Below are 23,710 nucleotides of genomic sequence, written 5' to 3'. Positions count from 1 at the left end.
TCAATGGTCGTCGAGATTTAGCCTCGTGAAATGCCGTCCAAACGGAGACTCTTCACTTGACTGGCCGTCGACCGCAACGAACTTGCGCCCGATCCGTTCGATGACCTTGATGGCTTGCGCCTCGTCGACGAACGGGAGTACGCACGTGCCCGAATGCTTCCCCACGGCGCATACACCGCCGAAGGTGTTGGATTCGGGCCCACGCTGGTCCTCTCGATACTCCAGACAGCGTACGCTGGCGCGCGGGATTCGGATTTCGGATTGAAACCAGTTCGCGGTGTGTGCTCCGCGTGAGACGTATTCAAGATTCGTCACGCGAAGCTCTGCTCGGCTCGGACGCATCGCGCCGCGGAAGGAAAGCACAGCCGCGGCTCCCACCGCAGGCAGAAACAACGGCATCGGAATCCCTAGCCAGTGAGCGGCGAATCCCACAACTCCACCAATGGCGATGGACGCGGCAGCGGCTTGAAGCCGCGATGGCGTCTCCTCGACGCGGAAGACGAGTGCACGCTCGTGCTCCTCTACCTCTAACCGGCAGGCCATCGCGTCTGTTGTTCCCGCATTGAATATAGCTTTTCGGCGCAGTTACAAATACGTGCGCCAGGCCGGAGGGAAGGCTCCGGCATTGACTTTGGCGATCCTGCCCTACAGGGATTCCGGCGCGCGGTTCGCACTCTACCGCGCCGTCTGCTGCTTGCTGACCTCGTCCCAGGGCAGCACCCCTACGCGCTGGGCCCAGCGGCCCCAGTCGGCGGCCATTTCCCTGACGCGCTGCGGGTTCGCGGCTGCCAGATTGTGCAACTCGGTCCGGTCCTCGTCGATGTTGTAGAGCTCCCAGTCTCCGGGATGCTTGCCCACCAGTTTCCAGGCGCCGCGGCGCAGGGCCCGGTTGCCTTCGTGCTCCCAATAGAGACTCCGCTCGGCGCGGGTTCCACCCGCTGGAACCAGGGAACGCCCCTCCAACGGGATCGCGGAATCCGCACCGCCGTTGGGCGCGGGATAGGGTGCCCGTGCCGCATCCACACAGGTCGCCATCACGTCGATGAAATGGGCGGGAGTGTGATCGAAACGCGGCGCTGTGGTCACATGACCGGGCCAGCGCACGATGAGCGGCGACGAGATCCCGCCTTCGTGTACCCAGTGTTTATACAGGCGGAACGGAGTGTTGCTCGCGTTCGCCCAGGGCAGCCCGTAACTCTGGTAGGTGTCGTCCGGGCCCGGCATCACGGTCGCCCGGTTGCCGATGCTCACCGGCCGGCCATCCCGGGTCCCCTTTGGAATATGGCGTCCGGTCCAGTTGGGCTGGATCTCTTCGGCGCAGCCGCCATTGTCCGACATGAACATCACCAGCGTGCTGCGATCGCGGCCCGTGGCGCTCAGCTTGTCAAAGATGCGGCCAATGTTCACGTCGAGGCGGTCCACCATGGCGGCATAGACCTCCATGCGGCGAGCCTGCCAGGCCGCATCGGTTACATCGCGCCACGCCGGAGACTGTTCGTCCCGGGCGGTGATCGGCCAGCGTTTGGGGAGTAATCCCATCTGCAGTTGCTTCTCATGCCGCGTCAGCCGGAGTTCATCCCAACCCTTGTTGTAGCGGCCGGAGTACTTGCGGATGTCCTCCGGGCGGGCATGCAGGGGCCAGTGCGGCGCGGTGAAGGCGGTGTACAGAAAGAACGGATCGGGCTTCTGGGCGAATTCGTCCAGGAAGCGAACAGCGTAGTCTCCGATAGCATCGGTGAAGTAGAAGTTGGGACCGGGTGCGACGGTTTCGTTCCCCAATGTGAGAGTGGGCGGATTGTAGTAGTCCGCGGCACCGTGGATCATGCCGTAGTAGCGATCGAAGCCGCGCTGCAGCGGCCAGTTCTGGCGCGACTGATTGACCGGAGTGACATGCCACTTGCCGGCCATGCCTGTCTGGTAGCCGGACGCTTTGAGCACCTGCGCAATCGTGCGACTGCGCGGGCTGAGGTCGTTGACATAGCCCGGGGCAGGCCCAGCCTGGTCGACCATGTGTCCGATGCCGGCCTGGTGCGGGTAGAGACCGGTGAGCAGGGAAGCGCGCGAGGGACAGCAGCGGGCGCAGTTGTAGAACTGCGTGAAACGCACGCCCTGTCCGGCGAGGCGGTCCAGATTGGGCGTGGCGATCTCCGATCCATAGCAGCCAATGTCCGAGAAGCCCATGTCGTCGGCCAGGATCAGCAGGATGTTCGGGCGTTCCCCCTGGGCGGCCGTCAACTGGCCGAGACCGGCCGCGGCGGTGGCCGCGGTGCGGAGGAACGATCTGCGAGTAGTGCTCATTGGTAATTCCGGCATCGCGGGCACGCCGGCGATGTGATCGCATTCTATGTGAAATGGGACAGCCACCGGGCATCGATGAGACGGTGGGCGATGGCCCGTCTCTCCTTACGATTCAGACGGCGGTGCGTGAGAACTCGGCGAGAGAACCGACGCGCGCCAGTCTCACCCTCCCGGTCATCGCACAGCCGAGCGCGGCAGGTCCGCCTGCGCATCTGGCGCATTGCGCCGGTAGGCGCCCGGCGAAACTCCGATGATCCGTCGAAAGGCCTTGCCGAACGAAATCTCGGACTTGTATCCGGCCAGTTGAGCCGCCTCCGCGAGCGGGACTCTCCGTTCCCGCAGGGCCCGTGCGGCGCGCTGCATGCGCAGCCGGGTGAGATAGGTCAGCGGTGGCTCTCCGACGAATTGTGTGAACCGCGCGGCGAACGGCGAGCGGGAGAGCCCTACCTTCCGGCTGAGCGACTGCAACGTCCACGGGTGTTGCGGGTTCTCGTGCATCAGCGACAAAGCCGTATGAATCTGCGGGTCGTTCAGCGCGGCCAGCCAGTGGCTGTCGGCAGGCTGGTCGCTGAGCCAGGTCCGGATCACCCGCACAAAGAGAATGTCCATCAGGCGTGTCAGAACAGTCTCCCAGCCGGGCAGGGTATCCTCCGACTCCAATACCAACGCACGCATCAAAGGCTCCAGGTGGGCCCGTGTCTCGGCCCGGCCGCCCTGCAAATGCAGTACCGCCGGCAGCAGCGATAGCAGGGGCGCCCCTTCCCGCACAAAGCTGAATGAGCCGCACATCATGGACGTGAGCGGCCCCGAACCACCCTGTGTCAGCAACCGGCACCGGCCGCTGCCGCCACCACCCACCCAGTCGAGCACCGGCTCGGCTTCGCCGCCAGGCTGATCGCAGAGATAGTAGGCATCGCCGTGCGGCAGCACGATCAGGTCACCGGAGTGCAGCATTCGCGGCTTCCTGAGGTGCCCCCGGCAGTGCAGCCAGCACGTCCCCTGGTCGATCCAATGGAAGTGGGCCAGGTCGCTCTGCTCAAAGCTGAGGCCCCACGGCGCGTGCAACTGGGAGCGGCAGAAGAGCCGCGACTGCAGGCCCAGTCCATTGAGGACATCCGTCAGGACATCGGCGCCGCTGACCTCAATCACACGCCGCAGCTTGCGCTTCGCGGGACGATCGGTTTGCTTTTTGGGACTCTTGCTCATTTACAGTTCTGCCCGATCAACGAAAAATGACTATAAGCCACTCCATTCGGTCACTGCAAGCCGGCGAATGGAGCAGTCAGTTGAATTTTCCGTGAGGAGCGAAGACACCATGAAGATCGCGGTCATAGGAGCCGGCCATGTGGGTGGGACCCTCGCCCGCCGCTGGTCCGCGCTGGGACATGAGGTAGTGCTGGGCCTGCGGGATCCAGCATCCGCGAAATCCCAGGCCCAGGCCGCCGAACTTGGCCTGGCGGCAACGGATCGCGCCGCCGCCGCGCAAGGCGCTGAAATCGTCCTGCTGGCCACACCGGGCGGAGTGCCCGCCATCGACGCCGCGCGCGCCTGTGAGCTCAAGCCTGGACAAATCCTGGCCGATGCCACGAATCCACTGAATGCCAACCTGGACGGGCTCGAGCATCCCGGCGGACTCTCAGGCGCCCAGCAACTGGCCCGGGCGCTGCCCGGCGTTCGGGTCGTCAAGGCGTTCAATACCGTCGGCTTCGGCATCATGGCCCAGCCCGTGCGAGAGGGGCGCCGCAGCGTGTTGTTCGTCTCTGGAGATGATCAGCCTGCCGTGGAGGCGGTCTCCAAGCTGGCCGCCGAGACCGGATTCGTGCCTGTCCCCCTGGGCGGCCTGCCGGCCTCGCGCATGCAGGAGGAACACGCCGTGCTTTGGATCCATCTGGCCGTCAAGACCGGACTAGGTGTCGACTTCCTCTTCTCCCTCTGCCGGGGCGCCGCTTAGGGAAACCGGCCCGTGACCGTGCGCATGGACAGGGTCTGCCGCAGCAACTCCGTGCGGACCCACACTTCGTACAACGAGCGGGCCAATTGCAGCTCGCCGTCCGAGCAGTATCCGCCCTCCACGAGTTGGGCGCCGACGCTGTCGATCACCTCGATCCACAACGAGGTTCTCGCGGGAAAGCCGGCTTCGCCGCGCTGAGTCAATTCATCCTGGAGGTGGCTCTGAACCTCTACCAGGCCCGCCGCCTGCATCAGGGCGGGCAAATGTTCGGCCATGCGGTTGTCCCAGTGGTGGGCCTGCCGCCAGTCGAGGAACGCCTGGTAGAAGTGCTGGAACTCAGCCGGGGGTGCCGGATCCCAGCCGTTGTCCTCGTGATTGTAGTCGAGGATGACGACGAGTCCACCGGGCTTCGCCGCCCGCGCCATCGCCGCCACAGCCGCCCCCGGATCGGGGGTCCACTGCAGCGTCCGTGCGGAGGTCACGATGTCGAAATGAGACTCATAGGTGAGCGAAGCGGCATCGCCCAATTCGAAGCGAAGATTCGCGTGTTCCGGGAGGTGTGTCCGCGCGGATTCCAATTGGTTGGGATCGCGATCGACTCCGACGACCTCACCCTCCGGCCCGACGGCTTTCGCAATACCAACAGTGATCGCCCCGCCGGCGCAGCCTACATCCAAGACGGAAAGGCCCGGACGCAGGAGTCCGGCCAGATGGCGGTGGTCCTGTTCGAGCGTACGGCGGCCCAGGGTACGGGCGTCGGAGCGGTGTGATTGTGATTGCATCCCTAGTCCACGATAAATCATCGCAGCACCGTCACTAACACTTTCCGTGGATGTGCCAGTTACTCCAACTGGGTAGCAGGCGAACCCCGCTTTGTGGCATGTACTCCGGCCGACGATCCCGCAGACTTAGGTAGTCGCGGAACTGGGATCAGCGATGACGAGTCCGCCGCGTGGCCCTTGCGCCGCGCATTCCCTTCAAGGAGCCACGAATCATGATGCTCGGCATGAGCCTTTCCACTTTCACCTTCGTTCACGTCCTGATCAGCCTGATAGGCATCGCCTCGGGCTTCGTAGTCGTGGCCGGATTGCTGGGATCCAAGCGGATGGACGGCTGGACGGCAATCTTCCTCACCACCACGGTACTCACCAGCCTGACCGGTTTTGGCTTCCCGGTGAAACAATTTCTCCCGTCACACGCCATCGGCATCCTCTCGCTGATCGTGCTGGCGGCGGCGATCCTGGCGCGCTATACCTACGGCCTGGCTGGCGGCTGGCGGCGGGTATACGTCATCTGCTCGATGATCGCCCTCTATTTCAATGTGTTCGTGGCGGTCGTGCAATCGTTCCAGAAAGTGCCCGCCCTGCACGAGCTGGCGCCCACGGGCTCTGAACCAGCCTTCGTCGTGGCACAGTCCGTAGTGCTGCTACTCTTCGTCGGGTTGGGGATTCAGGCAGGCAAGCGCTTCCGCAGTGGCTCCTTGTTGACGGCCTAAACGCAAACTGGCGATGACGGGCGAGGGGACTCACCCTTCGCCCGCGTCCTTCCGTCTGGCTTCTACTCCGCGGGCTCCGACGCCCAAACGGAACGCAGACTGAATAGCCCGGCTCTGCGCACCGTCTCCTCCGGCCATTCCTGAAGCCACTTCGCTCCCAACCTCAGCAGCGCGCACAGCACCAGCAGCGTCAGGCCGCCGAAGGCCAGCAACCCCGCGCCGTAGCTGCCCGCATGGTCCTTCAAATACCCCATCTGGGACGGCAGCAGAAATCCGCCGATGCCGCCCGCGGCGCCCACCAGGCCGGTGATCGTCCCCACTGATCCGGCAAACCGCTGCGGAACCAACTGGAAAATCGCGCCATTGCCCAACCCGAGCATCGCCATGATCAGGCCCAAAACCGCGACCGCCACGCCCAGCGCCGGCAGCGTACTCAACGCGCACAAGCCCGCACCGGCCACCAGCAGGACGCCCAGCAGCACACGGTAACCGCCTGCACGATCAGCCAGCCAGCCGCCCACCGGACGCAGGAAACTGCCACACACCACAATCAACGTTACGAAGTCGCCGGCCTGCACCTTGGGCAGCCGGTATTGATCCACAAAGAAGACGGTGAGGAAGCTCGCCAGTCCGACGAAGCCGCCAAAGGTAATCGAATAGAACAGGCAGAACCAGCCGGTGTCCGCCTGCGCCAGCAAGGCCTTGTACTGCTTCCACGTCACTGGAGCCTTGGGAGCCGGGCTCTCCTTGGCCAGCAGCGCGAACGCGATTAACACCAGCGCCACCGGCACGGCCGCGAACGCAAAGGCGCTGTTCCAGCCGAAGTGCGTGGCAATGCGCGGCACGAATAGCGTCGCAAGCAGGGTTCCGGAGTTCCCCGCCCCGGCAATGCCCATCGCCAGTCCCTGATACTCCGGCGGATACCAGCGCGATGCCAGCGGCAGCGCCACGGCGAAGCTCGCACCAGCCACGCCCAGCAGCGCGCCGATGCCCAGGAAGTGCTCAAAGGAGGAAGCGTAGCGCCAGCCCAACAGCAGCGGCAGCAAGGTGACGGACAGGCCCAACAGGCCCGCGCGGCGCCCCCCGATGCGATCGGCCAATGTGCCCAGCACCGGCCGGAAGAACGAGCCCGCCAGCAGCGGAATCGCCACCAGCAGCCCCTTCTGTGACGCCGTCAGATGCAGTTGCTCCGCCAGAAAGGGACTCAGCGGCCCCAGCAGCACCCACACCATGAAGCTCACGTCGAAGTAGAGGAACGAGGCAAGCAACGTCGGCCAGTGGCCGGCTTTCAGAAACGCCTTGGAGTTCATGCGACGGCCTCTTTCATCTCCGGCAATTGGATCTCGACAATCCCTTCACTCACGCGCACCGGGTAAGTGGTGACGCCCACCGGCACATCCGGCTTCAACACCTTGCCGTTCTCCAGGTTGATGTTCCAACCGTGCAGCGGACACACCACGGTGGTCCCCTTGGTGATGCCGTCACACAGCGGCCCCAGGTTGTGCGGGCAGCGGTTGTCGATCGCCCGGAAGCCGTCAGGCAGGTGGAAGATTGCGATTTCGCGCCGTCCGATGCAGACGCTGCGGCCTTCGCGCAGGGGTACATTTTCAGCGGGAGTGACTTTCAGCCAGCTCATCGGTAGGAGACCTCCTCGGGTGCTTCCATGGGTTGAATCTGAACGAACTGCGTGGCCGTCTTGGGCTGGTCGCCCTCCAGCCACGCGTCATAGGAAGCAGACTTGGCTTTCCTCAATCGATCGAGCAGTCCGGCTCTTGCCTCGGGTACTGCGTATACGGTCTCGCGGCGGATCTTGTCCATGCCCGTACGCTCGACGAAGTCGTAGGTGCGCTCCAGATAATTCGCGTGCTCGCGGTAGTACTGGAAGAACAGCTCGGCCGATTCCAGCGCCTCTTCCGTCGAAGCCACGGTCACCAGCACGTCGGCTTTGCGAACGGACTTGCCGGCCGCTCCGCCCACCACCACCTGCCACGATCCCTCCTGGCCCACCAGGCCGATATCTTTCACCGTGGCTTCCGCGCAATTCCTGGGACACCCGACCACCGCCAGCTTCGTCTTGTGCGGAGTGAACAGGTTCTCCAGACGCTTCTCCAACTCGACGCCGGTGCTGATCGCGTCCTGCGTCCCGAAGCGGCAGAACTCGCTGCCCACGCACGTCTTCACCATGCGGACACCCTTGGCGTAGGCCTGTCCCGAGGGCATACCGAGATCGGCCCAGATCCCTGGCAGATCCTGCTTCTTCACACCCAGCAGGTCCAGGCGCTGGCTGCCGGTGACCTTCACCAGCGGCACGTTGTACTTCTCCGCCACCTCGGCGATGCGCCGCAGTTCCGCCGGCGATGTCACACCTCCGCGCATGCGGGGCACCACGCTGAACGTTCCGTCCTTCTGGATATTCGCGTGGACGCGATCGTTGATGAAGCGGGACGACCGGTCTTCCTCGTGCTCTCCGCACCACACCATATCGACCATGTAGCTCAGCGCCGGCCGGCACTTCTCGCAGCCCGTCCCATTGCCGTAGATGTCGAGCACCTGCTGCACCGACCGGATCTGCTGCGTATGCACCATCTCCCGCAACTGCTCTTCCGGGAACGGCACGCAACTGCACAGCACCTGCTTCCTGTCAGGCTCGAAGCCCGGCGCCACCGCCGCCAGCAGTGCGGTACACGTACCGGCGCATGATCCGCAGCCGGCCGACGCGCGGGTCGCCTCTTTCAACTGCGACAGCGTACAGATGCCACGATCGTGGATCGCGGTGATGATGGTGCCTTTGCTGACACCCATGCAGCCGCACACCACTTCGCTGTCGGACATCTCCGCGATGGAGGCGCCCGGATCCTTCGGGGGCTCCGGAATCAGCAGGTTGCGGCGCTTGGCCGTCAGATCCTCTTTCGACCGGATCCATTCCATGTAACGGCCGCTCTCCGAGGTGTCGCCCACCAGGATCGCACCCACCATCTGGCCGCCCTTCAGCACCAGCTTCTTGTAGATGCCGAGCCCCGGATCCTCATAGCGCACAACGTCCAGGCCCGGTTCCGTCTCTTCGATCAGGCCGGCGGAGAACACTTCCACTCCGGCTACCTTCAACTTGGTCGCGGTGGAACTGCCTTCGTACGTCGGCCCCTTGTTGCCTGTGATGGTGGCCGCCAGGACCTTGCCCTGCTCGATCAGCGGAGCCACCAGCCCGTAAGTCATGCCGCGGTGTTCCACGCACTCGCCCACCGCGAAGATGTCGGGATGGGAGGTCTCCAGAAAGTCGTTGACGACGATGCCGCGCTTCACTTCCAACCCGGCCATGCGGCCCAACTCCGCATTCGGCAGGATGCCGGCGGCGACCACAACAAAGTCGGCGGGCAGGATCTTGCCGGTATTCAGCTCGACGCTCTCCACCCGCTCTTTGCCGTGGATCGCGCGCACCGTGCACTTCTTCCGCACGGTGATGCCGAGGTTCTCCATCTTGCGCTGCACATAGTGGCCGCCCGTGCTGTCCAACTGGCGGTTCATCAGCGTGTCCAACAGGTGGATCACCGTCACCTGGCAGCCCTGCACCTGCAGCCCGCGCGCCGCTTCCAGGCCCAGCAGTCCGCCGCCCAGCACAATGGCATGCTTGCCCGGAGCCGACCATTCCAGCAGCCGCTGCGTGTCGTCCAACGTGCGCCACGCGCACACGCCCTTCTTCTCCAAACCCGGCACCGGCGGCACGAACGGATGGCTGCCGGTGGCGATCAGCAGCTTGTCATAGGAGGTCACCGCGCCGTCGTCCCCAGTGATCGTATGGGCCACCGCATCGACACCGGTGATCCGCACACCCAGCCGCAGCGAGATGTTGCGCTCGCGGTACCACTCCAGCGGATTCAGCGTAATGTCGTCGAAACCGTGCACGCCGGCCAGGACGTTCGACAGCAGGATGCGGCTGTAGTTCACGTGCGTTTCATCGCCGAAGATGGTGATGTCGAACATGTCGCCATAACGCAGGATCTGTTCCAGGCAGGCGATGCCGGCCATGCCGTTGCCGACCAGAACCAGATGGGGCTTCTTTGCTTTGCGGGGCTTCATTTTGGTTAATGGCTCCTTTCGACTCGTACGGCACACTGCTTGTAGTTCGGTTCGCGGGAAATCGGATCGTACGCGCTCAACGTCAAACGGTTCGAGTTGTACTCGAAGTAGTGGAACGGCAGAAAGACGTGGCCGGGCGCGATGATCGAGGTCACGCGCAGCTCCACTCCGTCCACCTGGCCGCGCCTCGAAACCAGCGTGACCTTGTCGTGCATCTCCAGCCCCAGCCGCTCGGCATCTGTTGGATTCATCTCGAGCCAGGCCCGCGGGCTCATGCGGTGCAGCATCTCCACCTCACCGGTCTTCGTGCGCGTATGCCAGTGCTCCACCGTGCGCCCTGTGTTCAGGACGAAGGGATACTGGCGGCTGGGCTGCTCCGGCGCCGTTTGCCACTCAATGCAGAACAGCTTGGCCTTCCCATCCGCGTACTCAAAGACGCCGTCCGCATACAGACGCCGCGTACCGGTCGACTCCGTCCCTTCCGGATGTGGCCACTGCAGCGGGCCGGCCGTCTCCAGCAGTTCATAGCTCAGGCCGGAGTAATCGCACAGGCGGCCCTTCGACACCTGCCGCCACTCCTCAAAGGCGTCGCGCGGGCCGGTCCAACCTGGGAAGAGCTTCGCCCGCACGCCCAGCTTGCCGGCGGTGCGCAGGAAGATCTCGAAGTCGGAGAGTGCCTCGCCGGGCGGCGCCACCGCTGCGTTCACTTTGCTCACACGCCGCTCGGAATTCGTGTACGTGCCTTCCTTCTCGCCCCAGATCGCCGCGGGCAGGACGAGGTCGGCATGCAGCGTGGTGGGCGTGGGATGGAAGCCGTCCTGCACCACCAGAAACTCCAGGTTGCCCAGCGCCTGGGTCAGCACGTCGTAGTTGGGGAACGAGACCAGCGGGTTGGTGGCGATGATCCACAGCGCCCGGATCTCCTTCTTCACCATGCCTTCCACCAGGTCGGGGTAGGCATGGCCGCGCTTCGTCGGGATCACCGAAGGATCCACGTTCCACAGGTTCGCGATCTCGGCCCGGTCCTCGGCGCTCTCGAACTTGCGGTAGCCGGGCAGCGAAGAGGTGCAACTTGCCTCCCGCGAGCCCATCGCATTGCACTGCCCCGTGATGGAGAACGGAGCCGCACCCGCGAACCCCAGCTTGCCCGTCAACAGCGACAGGTTGCAGATCGCATTCACCGTCTCGGCGCCCTGCGTCGAGTGGTTCACGCCCATCGTCCAGGCCACGAACGGCGCGCGGGCCTGGCCGAAACGGCGCGCGATGTCCAGCACCTGCTCTTCGCTCAACCCCGTAATGCCCGCCACATGCGCTGGAGTGTAGGCGGCCAGGTGCGTCCGCAACTGCTCAAAGCCAGTGGTGTGCCGCTCGATGTAAGCAGCGTCGATCAGTCCCTCCGCAATCAGTACGTGCCCGATGCCGTTCAGCAGCGCGATGTCGGAACGGGGCTTCACCGGCAGATGGATGTCGGCCAGCATCGCCGTCTTCGTGACGCGCGGATCCACCACCACCACCGTCCCCTGCCGGTTCTCCGCCAGCCGCTGGCAGAGGATCGGGTGGTTGTCGGCGATGTTCGCGCCGATCAGGATCACCAAGTCGGACTCGGCCAAATCATCGTAAGCGCCGGGCGGCCCATCCGACCCGAAGCTGCGCTTGTATCCTGCCACCGCGCTGGCCATGCACAGCGTCGTGTTGCCGTCGTAGTTGCTGGTCCCGAACCCAAGCTGGATCAGCTTCCCCAGCGCATAGAACTCTTCCGTCACCAGTTGCCCAGTGGAGAGCACGCCCAAAGCCTGCTTGCCGTACTTGGCCTGCACGCCGAGGAACCGCTCGACCATCGTGTCCAGGGCCGTATCCCAGGAAACCGGTTGAAACTCATTGCCTCGCTTCAGCAGCGGCCGCAGGGCCCGGCTGCGCGCCTGCAGCGTATGATGCTCGCTCAATCCCTTGGGACAAAGCTTGCCCCGATTCACGGGATGATCCTCGTCGCCGCGCACCGCCACCGCCCGGCCGGCCCGCACGCCCACCTTCATCCCGCAGCCCACTGAGCAGTAGCCGCAGGTGGTCTTCACCCACTTCTCGGGAATCTTCTCGGTCGACGTCCAGCCGTGCTCGGCGTCGTTCGAGTAGGCGTATTTGTCGCTGAGGATATCCAGCCCCAGCAGGCGCTTCCAGCTCTTCGTCATGCGGCTTCAGCTCCCGAAAAGAAGGTGGCGGCCATGTTGCGGGGCACCACGCTGACAAAGAACAGATAGCGGCCCAGGATCTCGGAACCCAGTCCAGCCGCCAGCGCCACCGGAACCGGAAGCCCGGGCACGATACACAGTGCCAGCAGCGCCAGCCGCCACATCAGGTGATTCCGCAAGGTGCGCGTCATCAAACGGGCGCTCTGCTTCATCTCGAATTCAGCCGAAGTGCGCATCGCGTAGATCTTCCAGCCGGTCAATGCGGCCTGGGCCACCGCGGCGGCGATGGTGAACCAACCCGGCCCGCCCGCCAACAGCGATCCCAACACCGCACCCGTCAGCACGAACTCCGCCAGCGTCCGCGGGCTGTTCCAACCGGGTCGCGCCGGCACCATATAGATCCGTGCGCTCGACACGACCCCCGCCAGTCCGGCCAGCACCGTCGCGGCCAGCAGCGGCTTCACCGGCCCGATTCCAAAGAACGCGGCCGGCGCCGCCAGGGCCGTCAGCCCGGCGAACAGCGAGAAAAACAAGACCTCCCGGCTCAGCCACGACCGCTTCCACATCTTCAAGGCCCTGATCGCGTGCGCCGGACGCCCCAGGTGCAGCAGCGAGAAGCCCAGCGCCGCATGGCCGGCCGCCGTGGCAAACAGGAAGGCCAGCTTCGGAGCCGCCTCGCCCAGCGCCAGCAGCACCGCGAAGGCGCCCACCGACATCTGCGTCAACACCAGCAGGAAGACCAGCGGCCAGTGCGGATGCTCCGGCCTTACCCGGTGGTAATCCGCCTTCCGCAGCGAATCGTCGATGTGCCCCGGCAGCGTGATCCGCGTCGTCGACATCGTCTCGAAGGCCGCGGGCAGCCCGGGCGCATTGCCCGCCGCGGCGTTGGTCGCCCGCCACGCGTCAATCTGAACCAGTTCGATGGCGATCGCGCCCTGGGGACAGGCGTTGACACAAGCCGGTTCACGCCCCTCGCTCAGCCGCCCGTGGCACATGTCGCACTTGCCCACCACCCCACGCTCTTCGTTGAACTGCGGCACGCCGTAGGGGCAGTTCCAGGTGCAGTACTGGCAGCCGATGCACGTGTCCGCGCTGTGGAGGACGATGCCCGTATCCGGCATCTTTGTATACGCATCCACCGGACAGCCGATGAGACAGGCCGGCTCCAGGCAGTGGTTGCAGCCCATGGAAAGGTGGAACCGCTCCGCGAAAGGATACGTGCCGCCCTCCAGTTCGCCCACCCTCCGCCAGCGGATCTCGGCCGGATTGTTGTTCTGCTCGTTGCACGCCACTTCACAGCACTTGCAGCCGATGCACTTCGTCATGTCGAAGTGGAAGCGGTACTGCTCACCCTCCACCGGCGCCCGTACGGGGATTCTCAGCTCCAGCGGCTCCGCCTCGGCCGGTGTGTACCGGCAGAACGAGGGATCAGCCGTGCGCTGCAGCAGGGGCAGGCTCATGCCACGCTCCGGGCACACAGCGACAGCATCGCGCCGCGCATCTTCACAACAGCCCCCAGCACCAGGACAGCCGGCGACTCCACCGCCACCTTGCCCGCCGCAATCGCCCCCAACGTCGTTTCGACGACCCGCTCTCGCGAAGTCGTCGCCCGTTCAATGAAGGCCGCCGGTTCCTTCGCCGAACGTCCGCACGCCAGCAAGTGCCGCGCGATCCGCTCCCGCCACTTCACGCCCATCAGGATCACCAGCGTGTCCACCCGCGCCACCTTCGACCAGTCCGCCTCCGTCCCGCCCTTGCACCGCGCCGTCATCACCGTCACCGAAGCCGCCACACCCCGGTGCGTCACCGGGATCCCCGCCAGCGCCGGAGCCGCCATCGCACTGCTAATCCCCGGCACCACTTCCACCTCGATGCCGTGCTGCCGCAGAAACAGGACCTCTTCCCCACCCCGCCCGAATACAAACGGATCGCCGCCCTTCAGCCGGATCACGCGCTTCCCTTCCCACGCGTACTGCAACAGCAATCGGTGGATCTCCTGCTGGATCGCCTCCGCGTGCCCCTCTTCCTTCCCCGTGTCGATGAAGATCGCATCCGGATCCGCCAACGTCAGGATCTCCGCACTCACCAGGCGGTCGTACAGCACTACTTCCGCCTCGCGCAGCCGGCGCGCCGCCTTCAGCGTCAGCAGCTCCGGATCTCCGGGGCCCGCGCCGACGAGACACACTTTTCCCATGCTTTCAGGCATTTACGTGGTTGCTCCCAGTTTCCGGAAATCAGAAGGGTGAAGAGTGAGGAACGGTGGATCCGATCAGACAGGTGACCGGGGACAGGACGGGTAGGGCTCCAACGAGGAGGTTATGGCCTAACTGTACTCGGAGTTAGAGTTTTCAGTCCAATCGAAATTGCTGATGCGGGGCAATCAACCGGCTTATACAGTTCACGTTAAGAGTTCTTCATGAATGCCGCAAACTCATGAATCAAAAAGCCTAGCTTCGGAGTCGCTGGTTCCACCGCCGGTTCCAGGCCCGCCGCCCGCAACGCCTCGCTCATCGTCGGCCCGATGGACCCGATCTTCATCTTCGACAGTCCGGCCAGCACATCCACCCCAAGCTCAGCGGCTATCTGCTGCAAATGATCGAGTTGCACGGACGACGTAAACAACACCGCCTCCGCCTCGCCGGCCGCAATCCGCCGCGCTGCTTCCTGCAAAGGTTGAATGTCCTCCGGCAGCGCCCACTGATATACCGGCACCTGCGTCACCCGGCAGCCGAGTTCCGCCAGCCCGGCCAGCAACCGCTGGTCCGGACGCCCATACTCCTGCACCGCCACCCGCCGCTCGCTCCGCCTCGCCAGGATCCCCAGCACCTCGCGGTAAGTGGCCGGATCCGGAGCAATCGCGGTCGGCTGCACACCGAGTTCCCGCAGCGCCGCCGACGGCTTCGGCCCGCGCGCAATCGTAGTCACCTGTTTCAGCGCCTCGATCAACTCCGCCTCGTCGAAACGCGTCTTCAGCAGCGCAAAGAGCTGCCGCACCCCCACGCCAGTCAGGCAAATGAGAGCCTCGAACTCGTTTCGAATCAGCGCCTCGCCAAAAGCCACCGCGGTCGGATTGGCCTCCAGCCCCACTTCCCGCACGGAAGGGGCAACAAAAGGATCAAAGCCCTGGCGGCGCAACATCTCTTCCATCTCACGAGCGCGGCGGGATTCCAGAGCAATCACTCTCATGCCCATATGGTAACCACAAGGTTGAGGGACAATCGAAGGATGGCCGAGGGCTACCCGATCATCCTGGACGTCGAGGGCAAGAAATGCCTCGTGCTCGGCTCGGGCCGTGAAGCCGACGAGAAGTCCGCCGCCCTGCTCCGCGCTGGAGCCCAGGTGCACCGCCAGGAACACTACGCCTCCGCCCACCTCGACGGCTGCTTTGCCGTGATCTCCGCCGGCCCCGACCGCTCCCGCAATGCCGAAATCTTCGCCGAAGCCGAGCGCCGCGGCATCCTCGTCTGCTGCGTCGACGATCCACCCCACTGCCGGTTCACCTTCGCCAGCATCGTCCGCCAAGGCGAACTCGTCATCGCCATCTCCACAGGCGGCGCCTGCCCCGCCCTGGCCGTCCGCCTCCGCGAAAAACTCGAGCGCGAACTCGGCCCCGAATACGCCGAATTCCTCAAACTCGCCCGGCGTCTCCGCGGCCGCCTGGCCGAAACCGTACCCGACTTTCAACAGCGCCGCAAACTCTGGTACGCCCTCGTGGATTCCGCCATTCTCGACCACTACCGGCACGGCGACGAAGAGGCGGTGAAGCGCGAAATTGCGGCAATTCTCCCGCCGGACGCGCTAACCTAATTCCACATGCGGCTCGGCATCGATTTCGGCACGACGCGAATCGTGGTAGCGGCAGTAGACCGGGGCAACTACCCCGTTGCGGCCTTCGAATGCCCCGACGGCGCCTCGCGCGAGTGGATTCCACCCCTCATCGCGGTCCGCGGCACAACCCGCCTCTACGGCTGGGACGCCTGGGCGGCCCAGGGCACCGAGGGGATCCTCCTCATCCGCAGCATCAAACGCGTGCTGGCCGACGCCGGTCCGGAAACCCGCATCGACCTCGGCACGCACCACCTGCCCATGCACCAACTGCTGGCCGAACTCCTCGGCTATGTGCGCGAACAGCTGCTCCACCATTCGTCCCTCCCCATCCTCGACGGCGAGCCGCTCGAAGTCATGCTCGGCGTACCCGCCAACGCCAACTCCAACCAGCGCTTCCTCACCGCCGAAGGCTTTCGCCAGGCCGGCTTCACCGTCGCCGGGCTGCTCAACGAACCCTCGGCCGCCAGCATCGAGTACGCCCACCGTCTCGCGGCGGACGATGCCAAAGCGCCGGAGCGCGTCCTCGTCTACGATCTCGGCGGCGGCACCTTCGATGTCTCTCTCGTCCTCAAGGAGGACCGCAGCCATACCGTCGCCGCCACCGAAGGCATTTCCACCCTCGGCGGCGACGACTTCGACGAGATCCTCGCCGAACTCGCTCTCGAGAAAGCCGGCCACGCACCCTCCGAACTCACCGCCCACGAAGAGTTCCTGCTGCTGGAAGAGTGCCGCGAGAAGAAGGAATCACTCCACCCCAACACACGCCGCCTCATCGTCGACCTCGATAGCGTCCGCGAGGGCTGGCCCCAGGTCGCTGTCCCCGTCAACGAGTTTTTCGATCACTGCCAGCCGCTCATCCAGGAGACCCTCCACGCCACCCACGACCTCCTGCAGCGCGTGCCCGAAGGCGAATCCGTCTCGCTCTACATCACCGGCGGCGCCAGCGAACTGCCCTTGATCGGACGCCAGCTCCGCGAAGAATTTGGCCGGCGCGTCAAACGCTCGGCCTATACCCGCTCCGCCACCGCCATCGGCCTCGCCATTCAAGCCGACGCCCAGCCCGTCTATCAACTCCGCGAACGCTTCACCCGCTTCTTCGGAGTCTGGCGCGAGAGCGAAGCCGGACGCGTGATGGTCTTCGATCCCCTGTTCGAGCGCGGCCTCGAGCTGCCCGGCCCCGGCGAGCCGCCGCTGGAACGCGTCCGCCGCTATACCCCGGTCCACAACATCGGCCACTTCAGGTATCTGGAATGCTCCAGCCGCGGACCCCATTCCGAACCCACCGGCGACATCACCGCCTGGGACGAAATCCGCTTCCCCTTCGATCCGGCCCTCGCCGCACTCGACGATTTGACCACTGTCCCCATCACTCATGACGCCGTCGCGGAACCTCAGATGATCGAGGAGTGCTACACCGCCGATGCCAGCGGCGCCGTACTTGTGCGAATCTCGAACCTGACCTCCGGCTATGATCGAAAATACCGTCTGGGCCGCTGGGCTGCAGGCGACAGGCCGGTACAACAGGTGAAATCCAGGAAGAGGGCGGCGCGCAAGGGATGAAGATCAGGTTTTCGTTGGATTGGTTTCTGGTATTCGTACCGGTGACCGTGGGCTTGGAGTATCTGCGTCCCACGGATCACGTCACGATATTTGTCTGTGCCTGTCTCGCCATCCTGCCTCTCGCGGGCTGGCTGGGCCATGCCACTGAGCATCTCGCCGCCCACACCGGCGAAGGCGTAGGCGGCCTGCTCAACGCCACCTTCGGCAATGCCGCCGAGCTCATCATCGCCCTGGCCGCCCTCCAGAAAGGGCTCCACGACGTCGTCAAGGCGTCCCTCACCGGCTCCATCATCGGCAACATCCTGCTCGTCGCCGGCGCCTCCACCTTTGCCGGCGGCTTGAAATACCGCATCCAGCGCTTCCAGGCCACCGCCGCCCGCACGCAATCGACACTGCTCACCCTGGCCGGCATCTCGCTCGTCGTCCCCGCCATGTTCCACCACCTGGCCGGAGCCAAGGGCATCGCCAAGGAAGGCGGCCTCAGCGTCGAGATCAGCGTCGTCCTCCTCCTCATCTACACCGGCCATCTCATCTTTTCCCTCGTCACCCACAAGCAGCTCTTCAAAGGCCTGCCCACCAGCGAGGAGACCGAATCCCCTCACGACCACCACCCCGGTTGGAGCGTCACCAAGTCCGTCACCGTGCTGGCCGTCGCCACTGCCTTCATCGCCTGGATGAGCGAAATCCTCGTCGGCAGCGTCGAACAGGCCGCCCACACCTTCGGCATGACCAGCGTCTTCGTCGGCGTCATCGTCGTCGCCATCATCGGCAATGCGGCCGAACACTCCACCGCCATCCTCATGGCCCTCAAGAATCGCATGGACCTCAGCCTGTCCATCGCCATCGGCTCCAGCATCCAGGTCGCCCTGTTCGTCGCTCCCATCCTCGTCCTGGCCAGCCAGTTCATCGGCCCCCGGCCCATGGACCTCGTCTTCTCCCCTGCCGAGGTTCTGGCTGTGGTACTGTCCGTGGTGATCGTCGGCGAAATCGCCAGTGACGGAGAGTCCAATTGGCTGGAAGGCGCGATGCTCTTGGCGGTGTATATCATCCTCGGCATCTCGTTCTACTTCCTGCCGGAGATGGGGAGTCATGAAACAGTTACTGGAGCAGCTCAGGCAGGCGCGAGTCATTGATCTCGCTCAGACTTGGTTCGTGGGTATGCCCCACTGGCCCACGCATCCGCCCTTCGCCATGGCCATGACCAAGGAGCACGGCGACTACGTCCTGCCCGGCGGCGTCTCCGCCGCGGCCGAAATGATCGCCCTCGGCACCCACGTCGGCACCCACATCGATGGCCTCGGCCACTTCTCCTGCAACGGTCTGCTCTACCAAGGCAAATCGCCGCGCGAAGTCGGCATCGACCTCGTCCCGCCCGTCGTCCGCCGCGGCGTTCTCCTCGATGTCGCCGCCGATCGCGAATTGGCCGAAGACGAATCCATCGGCGTAGCGGAACTGGAACAGGCCGCCCGCTGCCCCATCGAACCCGGCGATGTCGTCCTCGTCCGCACCGGTTGGGGCCGCCATTGGACCAACGCCCGCGCCTTCGTCAACGAACAGCGCCAACCCGGCATCACGCTCGAAGCCGCCCACTGGCTGTCCTCCCGGCACATCTATGCCGTGGGCGCCGACAATGTCGCGGTGGAGCGCATTCCCTCGCCCCGCATGGAAGTCCATATGCACATGCTGGTCGAAAGCGGCATCCACCTCATCGAGTGCCTCAACCTGGAACAACTCGCGCAGGAGAAGGTGACGGAGTTCCTCTTTATCGCCTCGCCCCTGAAGATCGTCGGCGCGACAGGCTCCCCTCTGCGCCCCTTCGCGATAGTGGAAGAATAAGGCATGGCTCAAGAGTTTCAAGGCAAAACGGCGCTGGTCACCGGCGCATCCCGGGGCATCGGCGCGGCGACCGCCATCGCCCTGGCACAGGCCGGCTGCACCCAGGTTCTCATCCACTACGCCAGTGGCCTGGAAGGCGCCCGGGAGACCGCCAAAGCCGTCGAAGCCGCCGGCGCCAAGGTCGTGCTGTTGCACGGTGAACTCGCCCACGAAGCCGGCATCACGGCCTTCCTCGAAACCCTCAAGCCCTACTCCGCCTTCATCGACTTCCTCATCAACAACGCCGGCTCGCTGCTCAAGCGCGCCAAACTGGCCGACATGGACTTGGCCACCTACAACCAGGTGATGGACCTCAATGCCAAAAGCGTGTGGTTCATTACACAGGCAGTAGCGCCCGGCATGATCGCCCGCGGCTCCGGCGTCATCGTGAACCTCAGCTCCATCGCGGCCCGCAACGGCGGAGGCCCCGGAGCCACCATCTACTCAGCCTCCAAAGCAGCCGTAGCCGCCATGACCAAGGGCCTGGCCAAAGAACTGGCTCCTGCCGGAATCCGTGTCAACGCCATCAGCCCCGGCACCGTGGACAACGACTTCCACGCCCGCTTCTCCACCCGCGAGATCCTCGACGGAGTTGTGAAAATGACACCCCAAGGCCGCCTCTCCACCAACGAGGACATGGCGGAAGTCGCGCTCTTCCTCTGCTCCAATGCCGCCCGCAACATCATCGGCCAGACCATCGAGATCAACGGCGGCGCGTTCATGGTCTGACGCGGCAGCAGGACGTCCCACCAGCGGAAATACGCCCAAATAGGGGCTTGTCCCAACCTACGGACAGGCGTACTATCGCGCCGGAGGAGATCACATGCCTCACTCGTGGGGCGTACTTCTGTTTTCTGTGCTGGGCGCATTCTCTGCGTCCGCGGGCACAATTTCCATCGTGGGCAGCCTGGCTGCCGGCGATCCCAACGATGTCTTTATTTACGCTGTGACGGTTGCGCCAGGTGGCAACCTGACGATCCAGGGCTGGGGCTATGGCGGAGGAGTCAACGCGGCTGGAGCGGTCATCCCACCTGGCGGCCTGGATGGCTACCTTTCCGTCTTTTCCGGCAGCGGTCCCACCGCCACCTTCCTCGCTTCGGACGACGATGGGGGCTGCCCGCCGGGCGCCGCCGCACCGTTCTGCGCGGATCCCCGCCTGGTTCTCACCGGACTGGCGCCGGGCGCTTATACACTCGCCCTCAGCACCTTCGGCAACATGTCGTTTGCCGAAAACTGGGGCGCGGGCACGCTCGGCGACGGCTTCGTAGGCTTGGGTAGTTATTTCGACTGGAGGACGCTCTCCGATCGCACGCCCGCCTACGCGCTCGACATCACGACGGACAATGGAGCCCCGGTACCCGAGCCGGGTTCCGCGTCTTTGCTGGCCCTGGCCATACTGGCTGCGGCATTCAGGGCCGCGCACAAATCAATGTGACTGTGCGTGATTCCGGCACACGCCCTCGACCGCGAGCCGTGTGCCCGCATGCCCGCAGCGCAATCTAAATATGCTTGGAACAACCCCCAATACCCTACGGAGGAGGACATGATGCGCAGTATCCGTCATCGAATGCCCGCGACAACGGGGTGCGCCGTTGCCGCGCTGGCGTTTGCTACCTTGATCCCCTGGCCCGGCATGGCCCAAACGGCGAAGCCTGTCATTACACGCTCGTGGACCAGCACGAGGCAGACGCCTGTAGGCGTGAATGCCACGACAACAGCGAAACCGGTGATTGTCCGCAATCTGGATGGAGCCGACCGGCAGACCATCCTGACGAATTTCTGGACCCATATGAGCGGCGGACTGGGAGACGGCGGTGGAGGCTGCGGCTCTGGATTCGCGATCCCGGACGGAGGAGTGATGGTGATCGAACTGATCAGCGTGAAGATGATCACCTCCAGCGCCGGACAGGGTGCCTATGTCGCCGTCGGCGCGACGAAGAGCGGCTCGCTGGGCACGCAGGAGTCGGAAGTGGGCGCCATCCACCTCGGGCTGCAGCCGCAAGGCCAGCACTATGCGGGTCCAAGCGCGACCGCGTACCATTATGTGGCCGTGCAACCGGTCCGGCTCCGCCTGACCAAAGACGACTGGCTCTGCGAGAACATCTATACGGGCCCCGGCAGTGCGAGTGGCAGCGTCCACATCAGCTACTTCGGCTACATTCTCCCTGCGCCATAAAACCGGTTCTGGCCGCAGCCCTGGGCGCCAGAGCCTCGCCGGCCCAGGCCGTCAACGGCTGCGGCCCCCGCCGCGACAACCACACCGTAACCTCACCGATTGGTGCGCCAAGCCGACCAGCGGATGCCGGCGCACCCACAGGCCAGGGTGTCCCCTTTTCGACTAAATCATTCTGCTGTGTATAGAGCGGCCCTTGCTCCATATCAATTGATGGGAGACTTGACAAGGTTCAACTCCGGACTTTTTGATGAGGCGGCCCGTCCGTATTCACATCGGAGTATCCGCGTCTCGTCGACATAGAACGACCGAAAGCCGGTCACATCACGCTGAATTGGGTCTGCGATAACGCTGTAGTGGCGCCCTGCAACTGCTAGACTGAATAAGTAGCCATTTTTCGACTGCGGTAGATTCGGATAGAGATTAATACCATGAAAAGGGGACGTCCTGGACTGTCCCTTTCGATTTTCCTATATATCTTTCCAGACCATACACTCAGCATTCTACTCGAAGCGAACGCTTCCGATCACACTGGCTCCGCCTCATTCACCCTCTGGCTCTCAGTACCTCGACCTCCCTCGCTGGAGCCAACTCTCCGGCCACCTTTGCCCAAAGCACAGCCCGTTGCGCGCGCATTTCCTTCGTAAACGCCTGATCTCCAAACGGCTGACCAGAGTGTGTGGCACGACGCAGCTTTCTTAGCTCAGTTTCCACTTCCGATTCCTCCAACAGGCGCGCCCAAGCAGGGGCGGCGCCCGCCGCGCGCCAGAACGACAGGTCCGCAATCCGCGCCGGATCTTCCCCCGATAGATGAGCCTCAGCGCTGGCCCATTCATAGCTCCGCGGGTCTGTCATGAGTCCGGCCCGAACTGGATTCACTTCCACATAGCGCAAGGCCGCCCAAAGATGCGATGCGCCCAACGGACAGGAATTGAAACGGTTCTGCCAAAGGTGCCCACAACGACCCCGGCGAGCGTTCAAATACTGTGCGTACCGGCCGTGCACTCGCTGCATCACTTCGGCTAGGACCGGCGCCTCGTGCGGCACGGCAATCAGGTGTATGTGATTGGCCATCAGGCAATAAGCCAGAATCGGGAGGTTGCTGACGGCCGCCTGTTCCCTTAATAAACTCAGGTAGGTCAGCCGGTCTCGGCGGGAATGGAACACCGACTGGCGGTCGATACCACGTTGGGTAATGTGATGCGCTACACACGGCGCAATGAATCGAGCGGATCGAGGCATTCTGATCAATCAGTACGCTGCAGGATGATTATTTCTCATCCAAATACGAGAATGACAGGCCAGGACGTCCACCTTCGCGTTGATTGTTGGCTCCACTTCACCAGTCCCAATTCCTGGTGGCGGTATTGCGTCCAGGAGCTCGAATTGCCCACCCACGTCAGATACCCGGCTTCTCCGGTGGCCCCAGAATCGGAGCATACTTTATTCGTAGCGTCATAGACCTTACCGTCGTAGCACCGGATTTCTTCGGGCGTCGTCATCCCGGTGTAGGTCTTCTTCGTCAGCCGGTCCAGTTCATCGTAGAATGCGGTGAAGCATTTGCTTACGAGTAATCCTCCCAATCTGTCGACGCCCATCACTCTTGAGCTGCAAAACGACCATCAGCCTCGAACAACTCTGAAAGCGTGCGAAGTGCCGATATATAGATAAGTCGCGTTTCGGCGTTACAACTGGTTACTAAATCTCCACTCACAATGCGCTTGGCAACATCATTGTACACCCGAGCGACCCAGGCCTCGTCGGGACTGTAATTTAGATCATCGTGGAGAATTGGCTCGATCTGCTCAAGATAGTCGCAAAGTGGTTTATTAGCCGGGTATGCCGCTCGGATGTCATCAAAGAACTGGTGAAATATCCATTTGGGGACATCCCAGCGGTTGTTAGCCGAAAGAAGAATTGAAGCTGACATGTTTAGTTTAGGTATTTTATCTTGGCTTGGTCCTCACTCGAGAGGGCCCCAATCCATCTCATTACATCGGCGATCTGGGCCTTGGACAAGTTTCGCATTTGCAGGACAACAACATCGTATTTCGCAACATGCTCAAAGAAGCTATTCTCTGCCTTTACCCAAGCGGAACCTGCAGACCTACTCGTATTAGAGCTGGTAAACATAAAATCGATAGTTTTCCCCGCTAACTTCCCGCTAGCGCCGACGAAATCGGAAAGGGACTGAGCAGCAGGTTGGACCAAGTGCACGCCCTCTCGCCGCGCAAACTCCTCTGCCGCCGCGTGGAAAGGGGACGTCCTGG

23 protein-coding genes are annotated in these 23,710 nt (G+C 63.7%); 9 read left to right on the top strand and 14 right to left on the bottom strand.

Translation table 11 applies throughout. The annotated features are described in order from the left end of the window. From ACR9Y2_RS34115 to ACR9Y2_RS34105, 3 genes are all read right to left on the bottom strand, one after another. Positions 1 to 315, bottom strand: coding sequence for a hypothetical protein (locus tag ACR9Y2_RS34115; RefSeq protein WP_435046380.1), 315 nt, complete (start codon positions 313 to 315; stop codon positions 1 to 3). A gap of 360 nt (positions 316 to 675) precedes the next feature. Then, the gene (locus ACR9Y2_RS34110) at positions 676 to 2,298 is read right to left on the bottom strand and encodes an arylsulfatase (RefSeq protein WP_435046379.1); all 1,623 of its coding nucleotides are present in this window, start codon (positions 2,296 to 2,298) and stop codon (positions 676 to 678) included. A gap of 174 nt (positions 2,299 to 2,472) precedes the next feature. Further along, entirely contained in the window at positions 2,473 to 3,504 is a 1,032-nt protein-coding gene (locus ACR9Y2_RS34105) for a cupin domain-containing protein (protein WP_435046378.1), read from the bottom strand. A gap of 109 nt (positions 3,505 to 3,613) precedes the next feature. On the opposite strand from ACR9Y2_RS34105, the gene ACR9Y2_RS34100 reads away from it, so the two are divergent. After that, a complete protein-coding gene (locus ACR9Y2_RS34100) occupies positions 3,614 to 4,249 on the top strand; it encodes an NADPH-dependent F420 reductase (protein ID WP_435046377.1) in 636 nt (211 codons plus the stop codon). On the opposite strand, the gene ACR9Y2_RS34095 is transcribed toward ACR9Y2_RS34100, so the two are convergent. Further along, positions 4,246 to 5,031, bottom strand: a complete 786-nt coding sequence (locus ACR9Y2_RS34095) for a methyltransferase domain-containing protein (RefSeq protein ID WP_435046376.1) — start codon at positions 5,029 to 5,031, stop codon at positions 4,246 to 4,248. The two genes, ACR9Y2_RS34100 and ACR9Y2_RS34095, sit on opposite strands and share 4 nt — an antisense overlap. Before the next feature lie 224 nt (positions 5,032 to 5,255). Between ACR9Y2_RS34095 and ACR9Y2_RS34090 the strand changes: the two genes are divergently transcribed. Next, complete coding sequence (locus ACR9Y2_RS34090; protein WP_435046375.1) at positions 5,256 to 5,744, top strand: hypothetical protein; 489 nt, start codon at positions 5,256 to 5,258, stop codon at positions 5,742 to 5,744. Between the two features lie 62 nt (positions 5,745 to 5,806). Here ACR9Y2_RS34090 and ACR9Y2_RS34085 read toward each other — a convergent pair whose 3' ends face one another. The 7 genes from ACR9Y2_RS34085 to ACR9Y2_RS34055 form a co-directional block, all read right to left on the bottom strand. Next, positions 5,807 to 7,054: a nitrate/nitrite transporter gene (locus tag ACR9Y2_RS34085; RefSeq protein ID WP_435046374.1), complete on the bottom strand. Its 1,248-nt coding sequence runs from the start codon at positions 7,052 to 7,054 to the stop codon at positions 5,807 to 5,809. Continuing rightward, positions 7,051 to 7,380 (bottom strand): nitrite reductase small subunit NirD, encoded by a 330-nt coding sequence (gene nirD, locus ACR9Y2_RS34080; protein ID WP_435046373.1) that lies wholly within the window; start codon positions 7,378 to 7,380, stop codon positions 7,051 to 7,053. The genes ACR9Y2_RS34085 and nirD overlap by 4 nt, the downstream gene beginning before the upstream one ends. Continuing rightward, complete coding sequence (gene nirB, locus ACR9Y2_RS34075) at positions 7,377 to 9,818, bottom strand: nitrite reductase large subunit NirB (protein WP_435046372.1); 2,442 nt, start codon at positions 9,816 to 9,818, stop codon at positions 7,377 to 7,379. The genes nirD and nirB overlap by 4 nt, the downstream gene beginning before the upstream one ends. Positions 9,819 to 9,823: 5 nt before the next feature. Further along, positions 9,824 to 12,004, bottom strand: coding sequence for a molybdopterin oxidoreductase family protein (locus tag ACR9Y2_RS34070; protein WP_435046371.1), 2,181 nt, complete (start codon positions 12,002 to 12,004; stop codon positions 9,824 to 9,826). Further along, positions 12,001 to 13,464, bottom strand: coding sequence for a DmsC/YnfH family molybdoenzyme membrane anchor subunit (locus tag ACR9Y2_RS34065; RefSeq protein ID WP_435046370.1), 1,464 nt, complete (start codon positions 13,462 to 13,464; stop codon positions 12,001 to 12,003). The genes ACR9Y2_RS34070 and ACR9Y2_RS34065 overlap by 4 nt, the downstream gene beginning before the upstream one ends. Then, positions 13,461 to 14,210 (bottom strand): uroporphyrinogen-III C-methyltransferase, encoded by a 750-nt coding sequence (gene cobA / locus ACR9Y2_RS34060; protein ID WP_435046369.1) that lies wholly within the window; start codon positions 14,208 to 14,210, stop codon positions 13,461 to 13,463. Before cobA ends, ACR9Y2_RS34065 begins: the two co-directional genes overlap by 4 nt. 197 nt (positions 14,211 to 14,407) lie before the next feature. After that, positions 14,408 to 15,190 carry a uroporphyrinogen-III synthase gene (locus tag ACR9Y2_RS34055; RefSeq protein WP_435046368.1) on the bottom strand — a complete coding sequence of 261 codons (783 nt, stop codon included), beginning with the start codon at positions 15,188 to 15,190 and terminating at the stop codon, positions 14,408 to 14,410. 39 nt (positions 15,191 to 15,229) lie between these two features. Between ACR9Y2_RS34055 and ACR9Y2_RS34050 the strand changes: the two genes are divergently transcribed. The 7 genes from ACR9Y2_RS34050 (at position 15,230) to ACR9Y2_RS34020 (ending at position 21,443) form a co-directional block, all read left to right on the top strand. Next, the gene (locus ACR9Y2_RS34050) at positions 15,230 to 15,811 is read left to right on the top strand and encodes a precorrin-2 dehydrogenase/sirohydrochlorin ferrochelatase family protein (RefSeq protein ID WP_435046367.1); all 582 of its coding nucleotides are present in this window, start codon (positions 15,230 to 15,232) and stop codon (positions 15,809 to 15,811) included. A 6-nt stretch (positions 15,812 to 15,817) separates the two neighbouring features. Beyond that, positions 15,818 to 17,392: an Hsp70 family protein gene (locus ACR9Y2_RS34045; protein ID WP_435046366.1), complete on the top strand. Its 1,575-nt coding sequence runs from the start codon at positions 15,818 to 15,820 to the stop codon at positions 17,390 to 17,392. Then, positions 17,389 to 18,525, top strand: coding sequence for a calcium/proton exchanger (gene cax / locus ACR9Y2_RS34040; RefSeq protein ID WP_435046365.1), 1,137 nt, complete (start codon positions 17,389 to 17,391; stop codon positions 18,523 to 18,525). The genes ACR9Y2_RS34045 and cax overlap by 4 nt, the downstream gene beginning before the upstream one ends. Continuing rightward, positions 18,482 to 19,228, top strand: a complete 747-nt coding sequence (locus ACR9Y2_RS34035; protein WP_435046364.1) for a cyclase family protein — start codon at positions 18,482 to 18,484, stop codon at positions 19,226 to 19,228. Before cax ends, ACR9Y2_RS34035 begins: the two co-directional genes overlap by 44 nt. A 3-nt stretch (positions 19,229 to 19,231) precedes the next feature. Then, positions 19,232 to 19,996, top strand: coding sequence for an SDR family NAD(P)-dependent oxidoreductase (locus ACR9Y2_RS34030; RefSeq protein ID WP_435046363.1), 765 nt, complete (start codon positions 19,232 to 19,234; stop codon positions 19,994 to 19,996). A 94-nt stretch (positions 19,997 to 20,090) separates the two neighbouring features. Next, positions 20,091 to 20,702, top strand: coding sequence for a DVUA0089 family protein (locus tag ACR9Y2_RS34025; protein WP_435046362.1), 612 nt, complete (start codon positions 20,091 to 20,093; stop codon positions 20,700 to 20,702). Between the two features lie 108 nt (positions 20,703 to 20,810). Next, positions 20,811 to 21,443 carry a hypothetical protein gene (locus ACR9Y2_RS34020; protein WP_435046361.1) on the top strand — a complete coding sequence of 211 codons (633 nt, stop codon included), beginning with the start codon at positions 20,811 to 20,813 and terminating at the stop codon, positions 21,441 to 21,443. A gap of 543 nt (positions 21,444 to 21,986) precedes the next feature. On the opposite strand, the gene ACR9Y2_RS34015 is transcribed toward ACR9Y2_RS34020, so the two are convergent. The 3 genes from ACR9Y2_RS34015 to ACR9Y2_RS34005 all read right to left on the bottom strand — a co-directional run. Next, positions 21,987 to 22,682, bottom strand: coding sequence for a transposase (locus ACR9Y2_RS34015; protein WP_435046902.1), 696 nt, complete (start codon positions 22,680 to 22,682; stop codon positions 21,987 to 21,989). Between the two features lie 355 nt (positions 22,683 to 23,037). Then, on the bottom strand, positions 23,038 to 23,370 hold the full coding sequence (locus tag ACR9Y2_RS34010) for a hypothetical protein (protein ID WP_435046360.1): 333 nt from the start codon (positions 23,368 to 23,370) through the stop codon (positions 23,038 to 23,040). A 2-nt stretch (positions 23,371 to 23,372) separates the two neighbouring features. After that, positions 23,373 to 23,710, bottom strand: a 338-nt coding sequence (locus ACR9Y2_RS34005) for a hypothetical protein (protein WP_435046359.1), incomplete at its 5' end; no start/stop codon positions are given.

The sequence above is a fragment of the Paludibaculum fermentans genome (assembly GCF_051172195.1).
GTDB lineage: Bacteria > Acidobacteriota > Terriglobia > Bryobacterales > Bryobacteraceae > Paludibaculum > Paludibaculum fermentans_A.
This window is presented reverse-complemented; position numbering and strand designations above follow the sequence as displayed.